Here is a 16,148-nt window from a genome sequence, read left to right on the forward strand (position 1 = left end):
AGTGGCCTAGACCATAGCGTCAATGGGTCTAGACCTCTTCTGTCCGCCGGACAGTGGAACAATTCGGTGGGTGCGTGGAGCAACTGGAATCGGATCGCTGCCCGGAACCGACATCGACGAGGCGGCGCGCGTCGTCGTCGGAGAACTGCCTGAGCTGCCGCACGTCCCGGAGCTGCCTGCGCGGGGAGTCGGCGCGGACATGATCGGCCGCACCGCCGGCCTGCTCGTCGACCTCGCGATCGAGGTCATCACCTCCGGCTACCGCGTGAACCCGCGCCCCGGCCGTGACCACCGCCGTGCCGTCGACCTGCTGCGCGGCGACCTGGACGCGTTCGACGAGGCGTTGGAACGAGCGGGCGCGCGGCCGGAGACGGTCAAGGTGCAGGCCGTCGGGCCGTGGACGCTCATGTCCAACATCGAGCTGATGCGTGGCCATCGGGTGCTCACGGACCCCGGCGCGGTGAAGGAGTTCGCCGAGTCGCTCGCCGAGGGACTGCGGCAGCACGCGACCGAGGTCGCCAAGCGCACCAAGGCGAAGGTCGTCGTGCAGCTCGACGAACCGGGGCTGCCCGCCGTGCTGCAGGGCCTGCTGCCGACGCCGTCGAAGCTCGGCACCGTGCCCGCTGTGCCCGGACCTGACGCCCGTGCGGTCCTTGCGACGGTCATCGAGGCGTTGAAGGACCACGAGGTGATGGTGCACTGCTGTGCGCCGCACCCGCCGTTGACTCTGCTGCGTGAGGCGGGCGCGAACGCCATCGCGTTCGACGCCACGTTGATCAAGGGGGCAGAGGCGCTCGACGAGATCGGCGAGACGTGGGAGGCGGGCACGACGCTCGCTCTCGGGCTGGTGCCGAGTCTCGACCCCGGCACCCCGGTGAAGCTGAAGGACGTCGGGCAGCGGGCGTTCACCCTGGTCGACCGCCTCGGGTTCCCCCGGTCGATCCTCGCGGAGAAGGCGCTGCCCACTCCGACGTGCGGTCTAGCGGGCGCATCGTCCACTTGGGTCAAACGGGCGCTCTCGCTGACCCGTGACCTGTCCTCGGCGTTCTCGGAGCCGCCCGAGGGCTGGTGATGTCCGGTTTGTGCGGCTAGTCTGCTGCGAACTATTAGGAAACTTTCTTAACCGAAGGCCGAACGCCGAGGCCTGGACCGGGAGTTCCTCTCATGCGCATCAGACGTGCGGCCCTCGTCGCCGCAGTGCTCACAGGTGTGGTCGTGGCGCCCGCACACGCCGCGCCCAGCGGCCAGATCAGGCTCGACCAGGTCGGTTTCGGCACCTCCGAGCAGAAGCACGCCTACGTGCTCGGGGGCGCCGCGAACACGAAGTTCTCCGTGGTGGACAGCCGCGGCCGCACCGTGCTGACCGGGAGGACGGGCGCGTCGACCGGCTCGTGGAGCGACAAGTACCCGGCGGTGCACCCGATCGACTTCTCCCAGCTCAAGAAGTCGGGCACCTACCGGATCAAGGTCGGCACCACGACCTCGCCGGCGTTCAAGGTCGACTCGCTGAAGAAGCTGTTCGCGCCGGTCGCGCACAACACCGTCGAGTTCTTCCAGGCGCAGCGCGACGGCGCCGACGTCATCCCCGGCAGGCTGAACCGCAAGCCCGCGCACCTCACCGACCGCGAAGCGCTGGTCTACGAGGCGCCGGTGTTCGCGGGCGAGGGCGGCGACCAGATCGCGGCGCCGCTGAAGCCGACGGGCGCGAAGGTCGACCTCGAAGGCGGCTGGTTCGACGCGGGTGACTTCGTGAAGTTCACGCACGCCTCGTCGTACTCGACCGCGTCGATGCTGCTGGCGTTGCGCAACAAGCACGACGACGCCCTGTACGAAGAGGCCAAGTTCGGGCTCAAGTGGCTCGACAAGGCGTGGGACGAGAAGACCGGCACGCTCTACGCGCAGGTCGGCATCGGCACCGGCTCCGAGGAGTTCGGCTTCGTCGGCGACCACGACGTGTGGCGCCTGCCCGAGGCCGACGACAAGCTGAACGTGAAGCCGGGCGACAGCGAGTACTACATCAAGCACCGTCCGGTGTTCCGCGCGAACGTCGCCGGCGACAAGATCAGCCCGAACCTCGTCGGCCGCGTGGCCGGGTCGTTCGCGCTGGCCGCGCAGATCGAGTCGCGCAAGAACCCGCGGGTCGCGCGTTCGTACCTGGACAAGGCCGCGCAGCTCTTCGCCCTGGCCAAGACCACGGACGTCGGTGAGCTCGTGACGGCGTTCCCGCACGCGTACTACCCCGAGGAGTCCTGGACCGACGACATGGAGTTCGGCGCCACCCAGCTCGCGCTGGCCGCGAAGGCGTTGAACGACAAGCGTTACGGCCAGTTCGCGCGCGCTGCGACCCACTGGGCCAAGGAGTTCCTGGCCACGGGCGACCCCGACACGTTGAACGTCTACAACATCTCCGCCCTGGGCCACGCCGACCTCGCCCCGTTGCTCAAGAAGGGCATCCCCGGCGCCGAGGTGACCGAGAAGCAGGTCGTGGGCGACATCCAGCGGCAGCTCCGCAAGGGTGCCGACGCGGCGCGGACCTCGCCGTTCCGCACGGCCGCCAACGTCGAGACCTGGGACGTCGGCTCGCGCACGTTCGGCTACATCACCACCGCCGCGCTCTACCAGAAGCTGACCGGTTCGAAGGAGTACGCGACCTTCGGCACGCAGCAGCGCGGCTTCGCCCTCGGCACCAACGCCTGGGGCACCTCGCTGATCGTCGGCGTCGGCACGAAGTTCCCCGAGTGCCCGCACCACCAGGCCGCGAACCTCTCCGGTTCTCCGAACGGCGGCTCGAAGGTGCTGGTGGGCGCCGTGATCAACGGCCCGAACGACGCCTCCCTGTTCGGCGACCTCGGCGAGATGCCGCCGGGTTCCGTCGACTGCACCAAGCCGTACACGCTGGAGTTCAACTCGGCGAAGTCCGTGTTCGCCGACGACCTGCGCTCGTGGCCGAGCTCCGAACCGGCCATCGACTTCACGGCGACGGGCGTGCTCGGCTTCTCGCTGATCGCGAACTCCTGAGTGGCGCCGGCGCGGGCCGGGGTGTCCAATTCGGACTTGTGCTCAGGCTCGCGCTGGTCTTCGTGCTGCTCATGTCGGGTACGGCACATGCGTTGCCTCTGGACGTGAAATGCCGTGTTCCCGGCGTGCACGACGCGGACGTCATCCGCGCCGTGCACGCCGTTGGTCTTTCTCTGCGCGTGAGCGACAAGGTGATGCTCGCGGGCTTCGAGGCGGGCTGGGTCGAGTCGCACATGAACAACCTCGCCTGCGGCGACCGCGACTCCCTCGGCGTGTTCCAGCAGCGCCCGTCGATGGGGTGGGGCACGCCCGAGCAGATCATGGACGTGTCGTACGCGGCGCGGCGGTTCTTCGAGTACGCGGTCCGGGTGGATCGGCCTGATCTGTCACCGGGGCTGCTCGCTGACGCTGTGCAGCGGTCCTGTTGCCCGGAGCGGTACGACCAGGCGCTCGGCCGGGCGGAGTCGATGCTGCGGCAGGCCTGGCAGGGCGGGCCCGAGGTCGTGGGCGGGGTCGTGCACGTGGTGGAGGACGGCGACGTGTGGTCCGGCGGGCGGCGGCTGAGCACGTCCGGGGACTTCGTCGGACGGCCTTCGGTGGCCGGGCTGCTCGTGTACGCGCGGACGGCTCGGGGTGAGGTCAGGGTGGTCGTCGACGGTGCCTGGCGGGTGGTGGCGTCGGGGGTGGGCGGTGACCCCGAGGCGGTGGTGCGTCCTGATGGGACGGTCGAGGTGTACGCCGTGCTCGCCGACGGCAGTGTGAACGTGCTCGGTCAGGGCTGGCAGCCGCTCAGCCCGCCCGCCTTCGCCACCGGCAAACCGTCCGCCATCGCCCACCCCGACGGCTCCGTGGCCCTCTACGTCCGCTCAGGCGACAAGCTCATGGCGAGCGCCGCCGGCACCTGGCGCGAACTCGCCGCAGGCCTAGACGCCTCGCCCGAGGCGGTCCTCCGTCCAGACGGGACGGTCGCCGTCCACGCGCTGATCAACGGCCGCCCGCACCGCCTCACCACCACCTGGGAACCGTTGAGCGAGGCCCGCTTCATCGACACGGTGTCCGCGGAACCCGATGGCGCGGTCTACGCGCGCACGGCCGAAGGCAAGGTGCTCAAAGTCGGTTGAACGGCTCCGCGTACCGGAACGCGCCGGGAGCCACGTCCCCGAACAGCCGCGCCTGGAACGCCGAGGTCCACGACGGGTCCGGCGGCGTGATGCCGAACTCCGACGCGAGCCGGAAGCCGAAGCGCGAGTAGTAGGCCGGCGAACCCAACAGGATCACCGCACGCTCACCACGGGCCTCGGCCGCGCCCAGCACGGTGTGCATCAACGCCGATCCGATGCCCGCCCGCTGGTGCGACGGGTGCACCGCGATCGGGCCGAGCCCCAGCGCGGGCGTGGAGCCGACGTACCCGCGCGTGCACACGACGTGGCCGAGCACGTTGTCCTCCACCAGCGACAACTCCGGGATCCAGCCCTCGTCCTCCCGCAGCCAGTCGATCAGCGGAGCCTCCGGGCCGTCCTCGAAGGCCAGGTTGGTGACGTCGCGGATGGCATCGATGTCTGCGGGCGTCTCCCGCCGGATCAGCATGACCCCGCACTGTGGCCAAACGCGTCGCCGCGCGCCACTCAGTTTTCGCCGCCATACTCCGCGACGTGGTCGTGAGACGGACCTTGATGGTCTGCGTGCTTGCCGTGGTGGCTTATCTCGCCGTGTGGTGGTTGTCTACCGAAGAAGACGAACCCGCACAGGCGACACAGGCGTTCGTCACCGACTACTCGAAGGTCAGAAAGGGTGACTGCGTCGGGTTCACCGGCCCCGGCGAGAACGACCAGGGCCTGACCGTCGTCGACTGCGGCGGGAGGAAGGCCGCGCTGAAGGTGGGCGCGGTCCTCGCCGAGACCAGCGCCGAATGCCCGCGCGGTGACTACAAGGTGCTGCGCGACACCAGGCACGACGCCGCGTTGTGCCTGATGCCGAACGCCGCCAGGGGCGACTGCTTCGAGTTCGACACCGACGACCTTCAGCGGTCCGTGGTGTCCAAGTTCGACTGCGCGGCGCCACGGGTGAACGTGCAGGTCGTGGACCTCGCGGCGCGAAGTTGCCCCGAAGAGGCCGAACTCGGTGTTCCCTATGAGGACATGACGCTCTGCCTGAGGAGGGTGCGTTGATCGTCTTCGAGGGTCCCGCGGAGTTCGACGCGTGGCTGCACGAGAACGGCGCTCAAGAGACCGAGCTGTGGATCAAGTACGCCAAGAAGGGCTCGGGGCTCAGGACCATCACCTACGACGAGGCGCTCGACGTCGCCTTGTGCCACGGGTGGATCGACGGGCTCGTGCGGTCCGTGGACGAGACCTACTACTCGCAGCGCTGGACGCCGCGCAAGGCGCGCAGCAAGTGGTCCAAGCGCAACTGCGGCAAGGTCGAGGAACTGATCGCCGCGGGCAAGATGCTGCCGGCGGGGCTGAAAGAGATCGAGAAGGCCAAGGCGGACGGACGCTGGGACGCGGCCTACGCGGGCCCGGCGACGATCGAGGTGCCGGACGACCTGATCGAGGCCCTGAACGCCAATCCCGCGGCCGCCGAGTTCTTCAAGACCCTCAACAGCCAGAACCGGTATGCCGTGCTGCTGCGCATCCACGACGCGAAGAGGCAGGAGACGCGGCAGAAGCGCATCGCCCAGTTCGTTCAAATGCTGGCGGAGGGCCGAAAGCTCTACTCTTGAGCATCATGAAGTGGTTCCGCCGCCGCAAAGCAGAAGAAGTCGTCCCCGCCCACCTGCCGAACGCCGAGGAAGCCGCCCAGAGGTTCTGGGAGCGGTGGTTCGAGCTGGTGCCGGTGGTCAGCGCGGCGCTCGGCGACGGCGAGCCGCACCGGGTCGAGGACGACCTGAAAGACCTCGTGAGCGCGTTGCACCCGGACCTGATGTTCTCTCTCGAACAGGGCCACCTGGCCATGTACGCGTTGGTGATCACCGGCCAGGAGGACCCGAGGCTGCGCCCGTACACGGACGCGTGGATCAACGACGCGCCGCCGTCGGACATGGTGTGGGAGTTCCACGACTCGGTGCCGCCCGTGCCGGACCCGACCGAGGTGATCGTGAACCTCGGGAAGGTCAGGATGCGGCTCGGTGACTACCGCGTGGTGGCGCAGGTGGACGGTGACGTCGTGGACGTCGCGGTCTACCACCCGGCGCTCACCGACCTGAGCGACCAGCAGCGGCAGACGATGACGTTCCTGCCGCTGGACGTCACTCTCGGCGAGCGGCTGGCGGGGGAGCGGCTGCGGCGCGTGGAGACCGCGGAGCTGGAGCCGCAGGGCACGATCAGCCTGCTGGAGCTGAGGAGTCTGGTGCGCGAACTCGCGGGGCAGGCCGAGCGCTGAAAACTGTCGGACCTGGTCACTAAGCTGTGGGACGTGACCAGCGAGAGCCTTGAAGACGTTCCGGCAGAGGTGCGCGAGCGGCATGCCGTGCTCGCGGAAGAGGTGCGCTCGCACCAGTTCCGCTACTACGTGCTGGACGATCCGATCGTCACCGATGGTGAGTTCGACGCCTTGCTCAACAGCCTCGAAGCGCTGGAGGCCGACCACCCCGGTCTCGCGACGCCCGAGTCGCCGACGCAGCTCGTCGGCGGCACGTTCTCGACCGAGTTCAAGGCGGTCGACCACCTGGAGCGCATGCTCAGCCTCGACAACGTCTTCGCGCAGGACGAGCTGACGGGCTGGTTCGAACGCGTCGCCAAGGAGATCGGCGAGGGCACACACTTCCTGTGCGAGCTGAAGATCGACGGCCTCGCGATCAACCTTCTCTACGAGAAGGGCCGGCTGACGAGGGCGCTGACCCGCGGCGACGGCCGCACGGGCGAGGACGTGACGCTGAACGTCCGCACGATCGCGGACGTCCCGGTGGTGCTGAAGGGTTCCGACGAGTTCCCGGTGCCGGACCTGGTCGAGGTGCGCGGCGAAGTGTTCTTCGCGGTGGACGACTTCCTGGCCCTGAACGCCTCGCTGGTCGAGCAGGGCAAGCCGCCGTTCGCGAACCCGCGCAACACGGCCGCGGGCTCGCTGCGGCAGAAGGACCCGAAGGTCACGGCGTCGCGCAAGCTGCGGATGATCTGCCACGGCATCGGCAAGACGCAGGGCTTTGACGCCGCCAGCCAGTCGCTCGCCTACGAGGCGCTGAAGGCGTGGGGCCTGCCGACGTCGCCGCACACCGAGGTGCTCACCGACCCGGCCGCCGTGCGCGAGAAGGTCGAGTACTGGGGCGAGCACCGGCACGACGCGGTGCACGAGATCGACGGCCTGGTGATCAAGGTCGACGAGGTGGCGCTGCAACGGCGCCTGGGCACCACGTCCCGCGCGCCGCGGTGGGCCATCGCCTACAAGTACCCGCCGGAGGAGGCCACCACCACGCTGCTGGACATCCAGGTGCAGGTCGGCCGCACGGGCCGCGTGACGCCGTTCGCGCTGATGGAACCGGTGAAGGTGGCCGGGTCCACGGTCGCGCGGGCCACGCTGCACAACGGGTCCGAGGTCAAGCGCAAGGGCGTGCTGATCGGCGACAGGATCGTCATCCGCAAGGCGGGCGACGTGATCCCCGAGGTGCTCGGCCCGGTGCTGGCCGCGCGGCCAGCCGACGCGCGCGAGTTCGAGATGCCGACGCGCTGCCCCGAGTGCAACTCGGTGCTGCGGCCCATGAAGGAGGGTGACGTCGACATCCGCTGCCCCAACGCGGAGACGTGCCCCGGTCAGCTGCGCGAACGCCTGGCGTACCTGGCCTCCCGCAAAGCGCTCGACATCGAGGTGCTCGGCTACGAGGCGGCGGCCGCGATCACCGAGTCCACGGTCTACAAGAACGAGGCCGACCTGTTCGACCTCGACGCGGAGGCGTTGCGGCAGGTCGAGCGCTTCATGACGATGAAGGGCGAGCTGTCGGCGAACGCGCTGAAGCTGATCGACAACCTGGCGGAGGCGAAGGAACGTCCTCTGTGGAGGGTGCTGGTCGCGCTGTCCATCCGGCACGTCGGCCCGACCGCGGCCCGCGCGCTGGCGCAGCAGTTCGGCTCGATGGACGCGATCCTCGACGCTCCCGAGGAGGCACTGGCCGGCGCGGAGGGCGTGGGGCAGACCATCGCCACCGCCGTGGTCGAGTGGCGTGAAACGGAGTGGCGCCAAGGCGTCGTGGAGCGCTGGCGGGCCGCGGGCGTGCGGATGGAGGACGAGCGCGACGCGTCCATCGTGCGCAACCTCGAAGGCCTGTCCATCGTCGTCACCGGCTCGCTGACGGAGTACTCGCGCGACTCGGCCAAGGAGTCGATCCTCGCCCGCGGCGGCAAGGCGGCCGGTTCGGTGTCCAAGAAAACGGCTTTCGTCGTGGTCGGCGACTCGCCAGGATCGAAGTACGACAAGGCCGTCTCGCTGAAGGTCCCCGTCCTCGACGAGGCGGGCTTCCGCGTCCTGCTGGAGCAGGGCCCTGACGCGGCGGCGGAGGTCGCCCTGCCCACCGAGGAAGGCACAGATGGCTGATCTGATCATCCGCCCGGCGACGGAGGCCGACCTGGAAGCGGTCGGCGCCGTCACGGTCGAGGCGTACACGGCGGACGGCTTCGTGGGCGCCCACGACGACTACGCGTCCATCCTCGCCGACGCGGCCTCCCGCTTCCGCGACGCCGAACTGATCGTCGCCCAGGACGACGAGTCGGGAACGGTCCTGGGCTCGGTGACGGTGGTGCGCCCCGGCACGCCCTACGCGGAGATCTCCCGGCCGGGCGAGCTGGAGTTCCGCATGCTGGCGGTCACGGCGGCGGCACGTGGCCGTGGCGTCGGCGAGACCCTGGTGCGAGCGGTGATCGACAAGGCCCGCGAGGCCGGCGCGACCCACGTCGTCCTGTCGTCGTCGGAGAAGATGCTGGCCGCGCACCGGCTCTACGAACGGCTGGGGTTCACGCGCCTGCCGGACCGCGACTGGTCGCCGTTGCCCGGCTTCCAGCTCGTCGCGTACGCCTACGGCATACCGCTGTGAGCAACCCGCGTCCGCGGCCGCGCGTCCACAGGGCACGTTGCCGCGGATGGGGGTTCGCCGATGAGACCGGTCGTCCTGCTCGTACCGGCCCTGCTGGCGGGTGCCTCGGCCGCCCCGGCGCACCTGCCGGACGACGACCGGAGCCAGATCGCCGAGCTGGCCCACACGTACCTGCAACGGCGGGCGGCCAAGGTGACGGACGAACCGCAGGTCTCCGGCTTCGGCGTGCCGGCCGCACCGGCACTGGCCACGAGGCTGGCCGGCCACGAGGCGGCGCTCGGCGCGGCGAGGGCGTCGGCCGTGACGCGCTACCGGACGGCGGTGGTCAGGACCCGCGCCGAACGGTTCCACGCCGACCAGACAGGCCGGACCGTCGTGGCCAGGGTGCACGAGCACACCGAGCTGCACTTCGCCGAGCCGAGCCCGGTGCCGCACACCGCCTACGGCCTGTCGCACTTGCTCACCTTCGCCCGCGACGGCAAGGGCTGGGTGCTCACCGACGTCGCACTCGGGCACTACAAGCACTGCGCGCTGCTGCCGGAGACCCAGCGGCCCTCAGAGTGCTGAGATGATCCGCGCCCGCAGCTTGAGGTCACCCGCCGCCTGCTCGTACAGCAGGTCGCGCAGCACCTCGGGCGGCAGCGATCTCAGCACGTCCTTGAGCTCGACGTCCTCGGCGTCCGGCGGCGGCACCGTCTCACCGCGGTCCAGCAGCACCAGCCCGACCGCCACGCAGTGCTTGCAGAAGAACCCCTCGGACCCGTGCGGGCAGCTGCACGACCCCACCAGCAGAGTCCCCGACCACGACAGCTCCACCGCGTAGGCGTCCTCGTCACCACCCCGCACCCGCGCGGCCACGTGACGGCTGTGCACCCGCAGGGACAGCACGGCCTCGCGATAGGTCAGCCCGCGCCAGTACGACTTGGTGCCCGCGCGGTGCAGCAGCAGCTCGGTGGTGAGGGTCGTCGACACGGGGGTCATCCAACCGGGTGACCGCAGAGAGGATCAACATGATCGCGATCGGCCCGCTCGAACCCGCGGACCGCCCCAGGTGGCAGCACCTGTTCGAGGGCTACAACACCTTCTACGGACGCACGCTGCCCGCCGAGACCTACGACGAGAAGTGGCAGGCGTTCCAGAAGGGCGACTCCCTGCACGCCCTGTGCGCCCGCGACGAGACCGGCGTGGTCGGCATCACGCACTTCTTCAAGCACCCCAGCACGTCCGGCCCGGACGTCTGCTACCTGCAGGATCTCTTCACAGCCGCCGAGGCGCGCGGCCGGGGAACAGGCCGCGCGCTCATCGAGGCGGTCACGAACTGGGCGGAACAGCAGCACTGCGCCCGCGTCTACTGGCACACCGGCGAGTCGAACCAAACGGCCCGCCGGCTCTACGACCAGGTGGCGGAGAGGACGCCGTTCGTCCACTACCGCATCGTGCTCTAACGGGCGGTCGCCTCCAGGTCGAGCAACGTCACGGCGGCGCGGAAGTACTTGTTGGTGCCCAGGTCGCGCACCGTCTTGATGTTGAACGCGGCCTTCAGCTTCTCCGCGTCGCCGGGGCTCACGCCCTGCAGCGCGTCGACCGGGGCGTCCAGGATCTCGGTGAGCGGGAGGTTCTCGTAAGCCTTGTCGAGGAGCATGTCGAGGTTCACGGTGATGGCCATGATCTTCATACCTCCGGGAAGTGGGGCGATCACGGCAGATTCTGGGGTCAGAACCGGAATCCCGCTGGGCGAGTCAGGGCCTGCGGCGCTTGATCGCGACCACGACCACCGTCACCAGCGCGAGCAACCCGGCCACCCCCAGCGCCAGGTCGCCGATCGCCAGGTCGTCGGCTTGGGCGAGCACCAGGGCCAGTCGCATGTCCCCAACGTAACCCTTGGAGCAACGCCACGCCGAGGATTGTGTGGGACCGTATGAGGTGTGCTGCAAGCCTGTCTGAACGGCTCCCGCACAGCTGAGGAGCACCCGGCCCTGCCGTTGTCCCCCGAGCGCCTCGCCGAGGACGCGGCCGACGTCGCCGCGCTCGGCGTCACGTCGGTGCACATCCGTCCGCGTGACGTCATCGGCGCACTGACGCTCGTCGGGCCGGAGGTGGCCACGACGATCGCCACGGTCCGCGCCGCCGTGCCGGGCATCGAGATCAGCGTGTCCACCGACGTGCCCGGCAACCGAGCGCCCCTGATCGCCAGCTGGGCGGCGCTCGCGGCGGGGCGGCCGGACGTCGCCTGCGTGCGCGTCGCGGAACCGGGGTGGCGAGATCTCGCCGAGGCCCTGCACCGGGTCAACGTCAAGGTCGAGCTCGTCGTGGAAGCGCCGGCGAAGCTGCAAGACCTGCCCGCGGGCGTCTCCCGCCTCACCGTCACGGCGACGCGTGAGACAGCGGAAAGCCTGCTCAGCGTCGTGGAACCGCTCGGCCTACCCGTGCTGCTGTACGGCCGCGACAGCGACGCCTGGCCCGTTCTCGACTACGCCGCGGTGCTCGAACACCACGTGCGCATGGGGCTGGAGGACACGCTCCACCTGCCCGACGGCCGCCGGGCCAAGAACAACGCCGAACTGATCGCACTCGCCAGGAGACGTCAGCGAACCAGGGCCCCGAGCTAGTCGGGCAGAACCACCGCGACGATGCCGGCCAGGTGCGCCAGTCTCGCCACCTCGGCCGCGCGGAACATCGGGCCGCCCGGCCGTCCGACGACGAGCACGCGGTCGGGCTTGCCCAGCGGCGTGGCGGCGAGTTCGGTGCCCAGCTCGCGCCAGGTCTCCGGCACCCACTCCTCCTCGCCGTCGAGCACCGTCGCGCGCTCCAGCGGGAACCACGGCACGTCCGCCATCCGGGTCTCCGGGGCGGCCGACGACGCGGTCAGGCGGTTGATGCCGGTGCCGTTCGGGCCGACCACGATGGCCCAGCCGGCACGGATGATCTTGGGGACGCCCTCGGTGAAGATCCCGAGGCCCTTCTTGGGCTCCTCGGCGATCTCCTCGACCAGCTCCAGCTCGCGATGGGTGTCGAGGATGCCCGCGTACGGGCGCACCGCGTCGACCTCGACGCCCTCGATCGACTCGGCGGCGGTGATCAGGGTGTCGGGCAGACGGCCGGAGGGGAGCTCCACCACGAGGTCGTCGATGGCGAGGCCGGAACCGCGTTCCACCACGTCCACGCTGAGTATGTCCGCCCCGATCTCGCCCAATGCCGTTGCGACCGCGCCGAGGGTGCCGGGACGGTCCGGGAGCTGGACCCGGATCAGGAACGACAAGGTGAACGCCTCCATAGCTCGTGCGAGAGACCCCGCGTCTCGCGCCGTTGCCGGTCGGTGATTCTCGCAGACGCATAGTCAACGCATGACCTGCTGTCCGCGTTGCGGAACGGTTAAGTTGACGTGCCAGTCAACCGTAGTGGCGGTAACCCGTTCGAAGGCGCGTCTGACCAGCCCATAGACTCACGGGGTTCCCGATTCGTATCCCGACCCTACGGGGGTTGACAGGAGTGCCCAGCATCTCCCGCGACGAGGTCGCGCACCTGGCGAAGCTCGCCAGGCTGGCTGTGTCCGAGGACGAGCTCGACTTGTTCGCCGGCCAGCTCGACGTGATCCTCCAGTCGGTGGCTTCCGTTGGCGACATCGCCACGGCCGACATCCCGCCGACGTCGCACGCCGTTCCGCTGACCAACGTCTTCCGCGAGGACGTGGTCCGTCCGAGCCTCGGTCAGCAGCAGGCGCTCTCCGGCGCTCCTGAGGCCGAGGACGGCCGGTTCCGCGTGCCCCGCATCCTGGGTGAGGAAGCATGACCAACGACCTGATCCACGCCACCGCGGCCGAGCTCGCCGCGAAGATCCACAGCGGTGAGGTCTCGTCGGTCGAGGTCACGCAGGCCCACCTGGACCGCATCGCCGAGACCGACGGGAAGGTCCACGCCTTCCTGCACGTCGACACCGAGGGCGCGCTCGCGCAGGCCCGCAGGGTCGACGAGGCCGTCAAGGCAGGCGAGCAGGTCTCCCCGCTCGCCGGTGTGCCGTTGGCGCTCAAGGACGTCATGACGACCGAGGGCGTGCCGACCACGGTCGGTTCCAAGATCCTCGAAGGCTGGCTGCCGCCGTACGACGCGACGGTGACGCGCAAGCTCAAGGAAGCCGGCGTCGTCATCCTCGGCAAGACGAACATGGACGAGTTCGCCATGGGTTCGTCGACCGAGAACTCGGCGTACGGCCCCACGCACAACCCGTGGGACCTCGACCGCATCCCCGGCGGCTCCGGCGGTGGCTCGTCGGCGTCGCTCGCGGCGTTCCAGGCGCCGCTCGCGATCGGTACCGACACCGGTGGCTCGATCCGCCAGCCCGGCGCCGTCACCGGCACCGTCGGCGTGAAGCCCACCTACGGTGGCGTGTCGCGCTACGGCCTCGTGGCGTTCTCCAGCTCGTTGGACCAGGCCGGTCCGTGTGCGCGCACGGTGCTCGACGCCGCACTGCTGCACGAGGTCATCGCGGGCTACGACCACATGGACTCCACGTCCATCAACGCGCCCGTGCCGCCGGTCGTCGCCGCTGCCCGCGAGGGCCTGTCGGGCGACCTGTCCGGCCTGCGCATCGGTGTCGTCACGCAGTTCAGCGGTGAGGGCTACCAGCAGGGCGTGGCGCGCAGCTTCGAGGCCGCCGTGTCGCAGCTCAAGGAGCTCGGCGCGGAGATCGCGGACGTGTCGTGCCCGAGCTTCGACTACGCGCTCCCGGCGTACTACCTGATCGCGCCGAGCGAGTGCTCGTCGAACCTCGCCCGGTTCGACGCCATGCGCTACGGCCTGCGCGTCGGCGACGACGGCACGCGCAGCACCGAGGAGGTCATGTCGCTGACCCGCGAGGCCGGCTTCGGCCCCGAGGTCAAGCGCCGCATCATGATCGGCACGTACGCGCTGTCGTCCGGCTACTACGACGCGTACTACGGCTCGGCCCAGAAGGTCCGCACGCTGATCACGCAGGACTTCGCGAAGGCGTTCGAGAACTTCGACGTGCTCATCTCCCCGACGACGCCGACCACGGCGTTCAAGATCGGCGAGCGCGCGAACGACCCGATGGCCATGTACAAGGCCGACCTCTGCACCATCCCCGCGAACCTCGCGGGCACCCCGGCCATGAGCGTGCCGAGCGGTCTGTCCGATGAGGACGGAATGCCGGTCGGTCTGCAGATCATGGCCCCGGCACTGCAGGACCACCGCATGTACCGCGTCGCGGCGGCTTACGAAGCGGCGCGCGGAGCGTTTGGAGGCCCGTCGCTGTGAACATCAAGAAGGCAAGGGGCTTGCTCGGCCTCGCCGGCGCCGTCGCGGGTGCCGCGGGCGCGTTCTCCGGTTTCCGGAACGCGCGGGCGAAGAACGACAAGCTGGCCCTGGCGAACGCGATCGCGAGCATCGCCGTGGCGATCACCGGTGCGGCCCTGGCCGTCCGTGCTCTGCGGAAGGACGACCTGGCATGACCGCACTGGTTGAGCTGATGGACTACGACGAGGTCATCGAGAAGTACGACCCCGTCCTGGGCCTGGAAGTGCACGTCGAGCTGCACACCAACACGAAGATGTTCTGCGGCTGCGCCAACGTCTTCGGCGGCGAGCCGAACACGAACACCTGCCCGACGTGCCTCGGCCTGCCGGGCGCGCTGCCGGTGGTGAACGCCAAGGCGATCGAGTCCGCGATGCGCATCGGCCTCGCGCTCAACTGCGAGATCGCCGAGTGGTGCCGGTTCGCCCGGAAGAACTACTTCTACCCGGACATGCCGAAGAACTTCCAGACGTCGCAGTACGACGAGCCGATCGCGTTCAACGGCTGGCTCGACGTGACGCTGGACGACGGCGAGGTCATCCGCGTCGAGATCGAGCGCGCGCACATGGAGGAGGACACGGGCAAGTCGCTGCACGTCGGCGGCGCGACCGGTCGCATCCACGGCGCCGAGCACTCGCTGCTCGACTACAACCGCGCCGGTGTGCCGCTGATCGAGATCGTCACGAAGATGATCCCGGGCACCAAGGAACGCGCGCCCGAGGTGGCCCGCGCGTACGTCACGGCGTTGCGCGACCTGCTGAAGGCGCTCGACGTGTCCGACGTCCGCATGGACCAGGGCTCGCTGCGCTGCGACGCGAACGTGTCCCTGTCGCCGAAGACCACCGGCGCGTTGGGCACCCGCACCGAGACCAAGAACGTCAACTCGCTGCGCAGCGTCGAACGCGCCGTGCGCTTCGAGATGACGCGCCAGGCGGCGGTGCTGGAGTCGGGTGGCGAGGTCACCCAGGAGACGCGTCACTTCGACGAGTCGTCGGGCAGCACGTCACCGGGCCGCAAGAAGGAGACGGCGGAGGACTACCGCTACTTCCCGGAGCCCGACCTGGTCCCGATCGCGCCGTCGCGCGAGTGGGTCGAGGAGCTCCGCGGCACCCTGCCCGAGCTCCCCTGGGAGCGCCGCGCGCGCATCCAGAAGGACTGGAACCTCACCGACGAGGTCCTGCGCGACCTGGTCAACGCGGGCGCCTTGGACCTCATCATCGCGACCGTCGAGGCGGGCGCGAAGCCGGACGAGGCCCGTCCGTGGTGGGTGTCGTACCTCGCGCAGCAGGCGAACACCCGCGGCGTCGAGCTCACCGACCTGCCCATCACCCCGGCCCAGGTCGCGCGCGTCATCGAGCTGGTGAACTCCGGCGCCCTGACCAACAAGCTCGCCCGCGAGGCCGTCAACGGCGTCCTGGAGGGCGAAGGCTCCCCGGACGAGGTCGTGGAGAAGCGCGGCCTCAAGGTCGTCTCGGACGACTCGGCGCTGGAGAAGGCCGTCGACGAGGCCCTCGCGGCCCAGCCGGACGTGGCCCAGAAGATCCGCGACGGCAAGGTCCAGGCGGCCGGTGCCATCGTCGGCGCGGTCATGAAGGCCACCAAGGGCCAGGCGGACGCGGCCCGCGTGCGCGAGATCGTGCTCGCACGCTGCTCGTAGATCTTCCGGCAACAGGAGCTGGACACCGGGTCGGTGTCCAGCTCCTGTTTCGTTTGCGGGCAAAGAAACGAACCTGCGTACCGTCGCACTGCGCGCAGATACAAAATGGACATAAAAATCACAACCGGCCACCTGTTTGTGCAGGTCA

20 protein-coding genes are annotated in these 16,148 nt (G+C 69.6%); 15 read left to right on the plus strand and 5 right to left on the minus strand.

Annotated elements, in window-relative coordinates; translation table 11 throughout:
* The first annotated feature begins 22 nt into the window (after positions 1-22).
* The 3 genes from ACFWN2_RS41235 to ACFWN2_RS41245 all read left to right on the plus strand — a co-directional run bounded on the left by ACFWN2_RS41235 (position 23) and on the right by ACFWN2_RS41245 (position 4,139).
* The gene (locus ACFWN2_RS41235; protein WP_382436052.1) at positions 23-1,072 is read left to right on the plus strand and encodes a methionine synthase; all 1,050 of its coding nucleotides are present in this window, start codon (positions 23-25) and stop codon (positions 1,070-1,072) included.
* Positions 1,073-1,164: 92 nt separating this feature from the next.
* The gene (locus tag ACFWN2_RS41240; protein ID WP_382436054.1) at positions 1,165-3,018 is read left to right on the plus strand and encodes a glycoside hydrolase family 9 protein; all 1,854 of its coding nucleotides are present in this window, start codon (positions 1,165-1,167) and stop codon (positions 3,016-3,018) included.
* A gap of 38 nt (positions 3,019-3,056) precedes the next feature.
* Positions 3,057-4,139 carry a hypothetical protein gene (locus ACFWN2_RS41245; protein WP_382436055.1) on the plus strand — a complete coding sequence of 361 codons (1,083 nt, stop codon included), beginning with the start codon at positions 3,057-3,059 and terminating at the stop codon, positions 4,137-4,139.
* On the opposite strand, the gene ACFWN2_RS41250 is transcribed toward ACFWN2_RS41245, so the two are convergent.
* Entirely contained in the window at positions 4,126-4,605 is a 480-nt protein-coding gene (locus ACFWN2_RS41250; protein WP_382436056.1) for a GNAT family N-acetyltransferase, read from the minus strand. The genes ACFWN2_RS41245 and ACFWN2_RS41250 overlap by 14 nt on opposite strands.
* Positions 4,606-4,670: 65 nt before the next feature.
* Between ACFWN2_RS41250 and ACFWN2_RS41255 the strand changes: the two genes are divergently transcribed.
* From ACFWN2_RS41255 to ACFWN2_RS41280, 6 genes are read left to right on the plus strand one after another with little or no spacing between them, the layout of a single operon-like run.
* Positions 4,671-5,186, plus strand: coding sequence for a hypothetical protein (locus ACFWN2_RS41255; protein WP_382436057.1), 516 nt, complete (start codon positions 4,671-4,673; stop codon positions 5,184-5,186).
* Positions 5,183-5,740, plus strand: coding sequence for a YdeI family protein (locus ACFWN2_RS41260; RefSeq protein ID WP_382436058.1), 558 nt, complete (start codon positions 5,183-5,185; stop codon positions 5,738-5,740). Before ACFWN2_RS41255 ends, ACFWN2_RS41260 begins: the two co-directional genes overlap by 4 nt.
* 5 nt (positions 5,741-5,745) lie before the next feature.
* Positions 5,746-6,399 (plus strand): hypothetical protein, encoded by a 654-nt coding sequence (locus ACFWN2_RS41265; protein WP_382436059.1) that lies wholly within the window; start codon positions 5,746-5,748, stop codon positions 6,397-6,399.
* A gap of 33 nt (positions 6,400-6,432) precedes the next feature.
* Complete coding sequence (gene ligA / locus ACFWN2_RS41270) at positions 6,433-8,541, plus strand: NAD-dependent DNA ligase LigA (protein WP_382436060.1); 2,109 nt, start codon at positions 6,433-6,435, stop codon at positions 8,539-8,541.
* Positions 8,534-9,037: a GNAT family N-acetyltransferase gene (locus tag ACFWN2_RS41275; RefSeq protein WP_382436061.1), complete on the plus strand. Its 504-nt coding sequence runs from the start codon at positions 8,534-8,536 to the stop codon at positions 9,035-9,037. The genes ligA and ACFWN2_RS41275 overlap by 8 nt, the downstream gene beginning before the upstream one ends.
* Positions 9,038-9,097: 60 nt before the next feature.
* Positions 9,098-9,604 carry a hypothetical protein gene (locus tag ACFWN2_RS41280; protein WP_382436062.1) on the plus strand — a complete coding sequence of 169 codons (507 nt, stop codon included), beginning with the start codon at positions 9,098-9,100 and terminating at the stop codon, positions 9,602-9,604.
* On the opposite strand, the gene ACFWN2_RS41285 is transcribed toward ACFWN2_RS41280, so the two are convergent.
* Positions 9,593-10,009: an SWIM zinc finger domain-containing protein gene (locus ACFWN2_RS41285; RefSeq protein ID WP_382436064.1), complete on the minus strand. Its 417-nt coding sequence runs from the start codon at positions 10,007-10,009 to the stop codon at positions 9,593-9,595. The genes ACFWN2_RS41280 and ACFWN2_RS41285 overlap by 12 nt on opposite strands.
* A 17-nt stretch (positions 10,010-10,026) precedes the next feature.
* On the opposite strand from ACFWN2_RS41285, the gene ACFWN2_RS41290 reads away from it, so the two are divergent.
* Complete coding sequence (locus tag ACFWN2_RS41290) at positions 10,027-10,482, plus strand: GNAT family N-acetyltransferase (protein WP_382436065.1); 456 nt, start codon at positions 10,027-10,029, stop codon at positions 10,480-10,482.
* Here the strand turns inward: ACFWN2_RS41290 and ACFWN2_RS41295 are convergent.
* Positions 10,479-10,703 (minus strand): hypothetical protein, encoded by a 225-nt coding sequence (locus ACFWN2_RS41295; RefSeq protein ID WP_093593770.1) that lies wholly within the window; start codon positions 10,701-10,703, stop codon positions 10,479-10,481. The two genes, ACFWN2_RS41290 and ACFWN2_RS41295, sit on opposite strands and share 4 nt — an antisense overlap.
* Positions 10,704-10,776: 73 nt before the next feature.
* Positions 10,777-10,902 carry a hypothetical protein gene (locus ACFWN2_RS41300; protein ID WP_382436066.1) on the minus strand — a complete coding sequence of 42 codons (126 nt, stop codon included), beginning with the start codon at positions 10,900-10,902 and terminating at the stop codon, positions 10,777-10,779.
* Between the two features lie 60 nt (positions 10,903-10,962).
* Here ACFWN2_RS41300 and ACFWN2_RS41305 point away from each other — a divergent pair, with 60 nt between their 5' ends.
* Positions 10,963-11,646: a 3-keto-5-aminohexanoate cleavage protein gene (locus tag ACFWN2_RS41305; protein WP_382436068.1), complete on the plus strand. Its 684-nt coding sequence runs from the start codon at positions 10,963-10,965 to the stop codon at positions 11,644-11,646.
* Here ACFWN2_RS41305 and ACFWN2_RS41310 read toward each other — a convergent pair.
* Positions 11,643-12,296 (minus strand): ACT domain-containing protein, encoded by a 654-nt coding sequence (locus ACFWN2_RS41310; RefSeq protein WP_382436093.1) that lies wholly within the window; start codon positions 12,294-12,296, stop codon positions 11,643-11,645. The two genes, ACFWN2_RS41305 and ACFWN2_RS41310, sit on opposite strands and share 4 nt — an antisense overlap.
* 230 nt (positions 12,297-12,526) lie before the next feature.
* Between ACFWN2_RS41310 and gatC the strand changes: the two genes are divergently transcribed.
* Genes gatC through gatB form a run of 4 tightly spaced genes read left to right on the plus strand, consistent with a single transcriptional unit; the run spans position 12,527 to position 16,000 of the window.
* Complete coding sequence (gene gatC / locus ACFWN2_RS41315) at positions 12,527-12,826, plus strand: Asp-tRNA(Asn)/Glu-tRNA(Gln) amidotransferase subunit GatC (protein WP_189154510.1); 300 nt, start codon at positions 12,527-12,529, stop codon at positions 12,824-12,826.
* Positions 12,823-14,307 (plus strand): Asp-tRNA(Asn)/Glu-tRNA(Gln) amidotransferase subunit GatA, encoded by a 1,485-nt coding sequence (gene gatA / locus ACFWN2_RS41320; protein WP_191301074.1) that lies wholly within the window; start codon positions 12,823-12,825, stop codon positions 14,305-14,307. Before gatC ends, gatA begins: the two co-directional genes overlap by 4 nt.
* On the plus strand, positions 14,304-14,501 hold the full coding sequence (locus ACFWN2_RS41325; RefSeq protein WP_307790108.1) for a hypothetical protein: 198 nt from the start codon (positions 14,304-14,306) through the stop codon (positions 14,499-14,501). Before gatA ends, ACFWN2_RS41325 begins: the two co-directional genes overlap by 4 nt.
* Positions 14,498-16,000: an Asp-tRNA(Asn)/Glu-tRNA(Gln) amidotransferase subunit GatB gene (gene gatB, locus ACFWN2_RS41330; RefSeq protein WP_382436070.1), complete on the plus strand. Its 1,503-nt coding sequence runs from the start codon at positions 14,498-14,500 to the stop codon at positions 15,998-16,000. Before ACFWN2_RS41325 ends, gatB begins: the two co-directional genes overlap by 4 nt.
* Positions 16,001-16,148: the final 148 nt, after the last annotated feature.

Origin of the sequence: Lentzea sp. NPDC058436 (genome assembly GCF_042721515.1) — a bacterium.
In the GTDB taxonomy this organism is placed as follows: Bacteria; Actinomycetota; Actinomycetes; order Mycobacteriales; family Pseudonocardiaceae; genus Lentzea.

Excerpts from the sequence above, each read along its gene's own strand:
- ACFWN2_RS41235 (WP_382436052.1), top strand. The coding sequence starts at position 23 with ATGGGTCTAGACCTCTTCTGTCCGCCGGACAGTGGAACAATTCGGTGG.
- ACFWN2_RS41240 (WP_382436054.1), top strand. The coding sequence starts at position 1,165 with ATGCGCATCAGACGTGCGGCCCTCGTCGCCGCAGTGCTCACAGGTGTG.
- ACFWN2_RS41250 (WP_382436056.1), bottom strand. The coding sequence starts at position 4,605 with ATGCTGATCCGGCGGGAGACGCCCGCAGACATCGATGCCATCCGCGAC.
- ACFWN2_RS41265 (WP_382436059.1), top strand. The coding sequence starts at position 5,746 with ATGAAGTGGTTCCGCCGCCGCAAAGCAGAAGAAGTCGTCCCCGCCCAC.
- ACFWN2_RS41275 (WP_382436061.1), top strand. The coding sequence starts at position 8,534 with ATGGCTGATCTGATCATCCGCCCGGCGACGGAGGCCGACCTGGAAGCG.
- ACFWN2_RS41280 (WP_382436062.1), top strand. The coding sequence starts at position 9,098 with ATGAGACCGGTCGTCCTGCTCGTACCGGCCCTGCTGGCGGGTGCCTCG.
- ACFWN2_RS41295 (WP_093593770.1), bottom strand. The coding sequence starts at position 10,703 with ATGGCCATCACCGTGAACCTCGACATGCTCCTCGACAAGGCTTACGAG.
- ACFWN2_RS41300 (WP_382436066.1), bottom strand. The coding sequence starts at position 10,902 with ATGCGACTGGCCCTGGTGCTCGCCCAAGCCGACGACCTGGCGATCGGC.
- gatA (WP_191301074.1), top strand. The coding sequence starts at position 12,823 with ATGACCAACGACCTGATCCACGCCACCGCGGCCGAGCTCGCCGCGAAG.
- gatB (WP_382436070.1), top strand. The coding sequence starts at position 14,498 with ATGACCGCACTGGTTGAGCTGATGGACTACGACGAGGTCATCGAGAAG.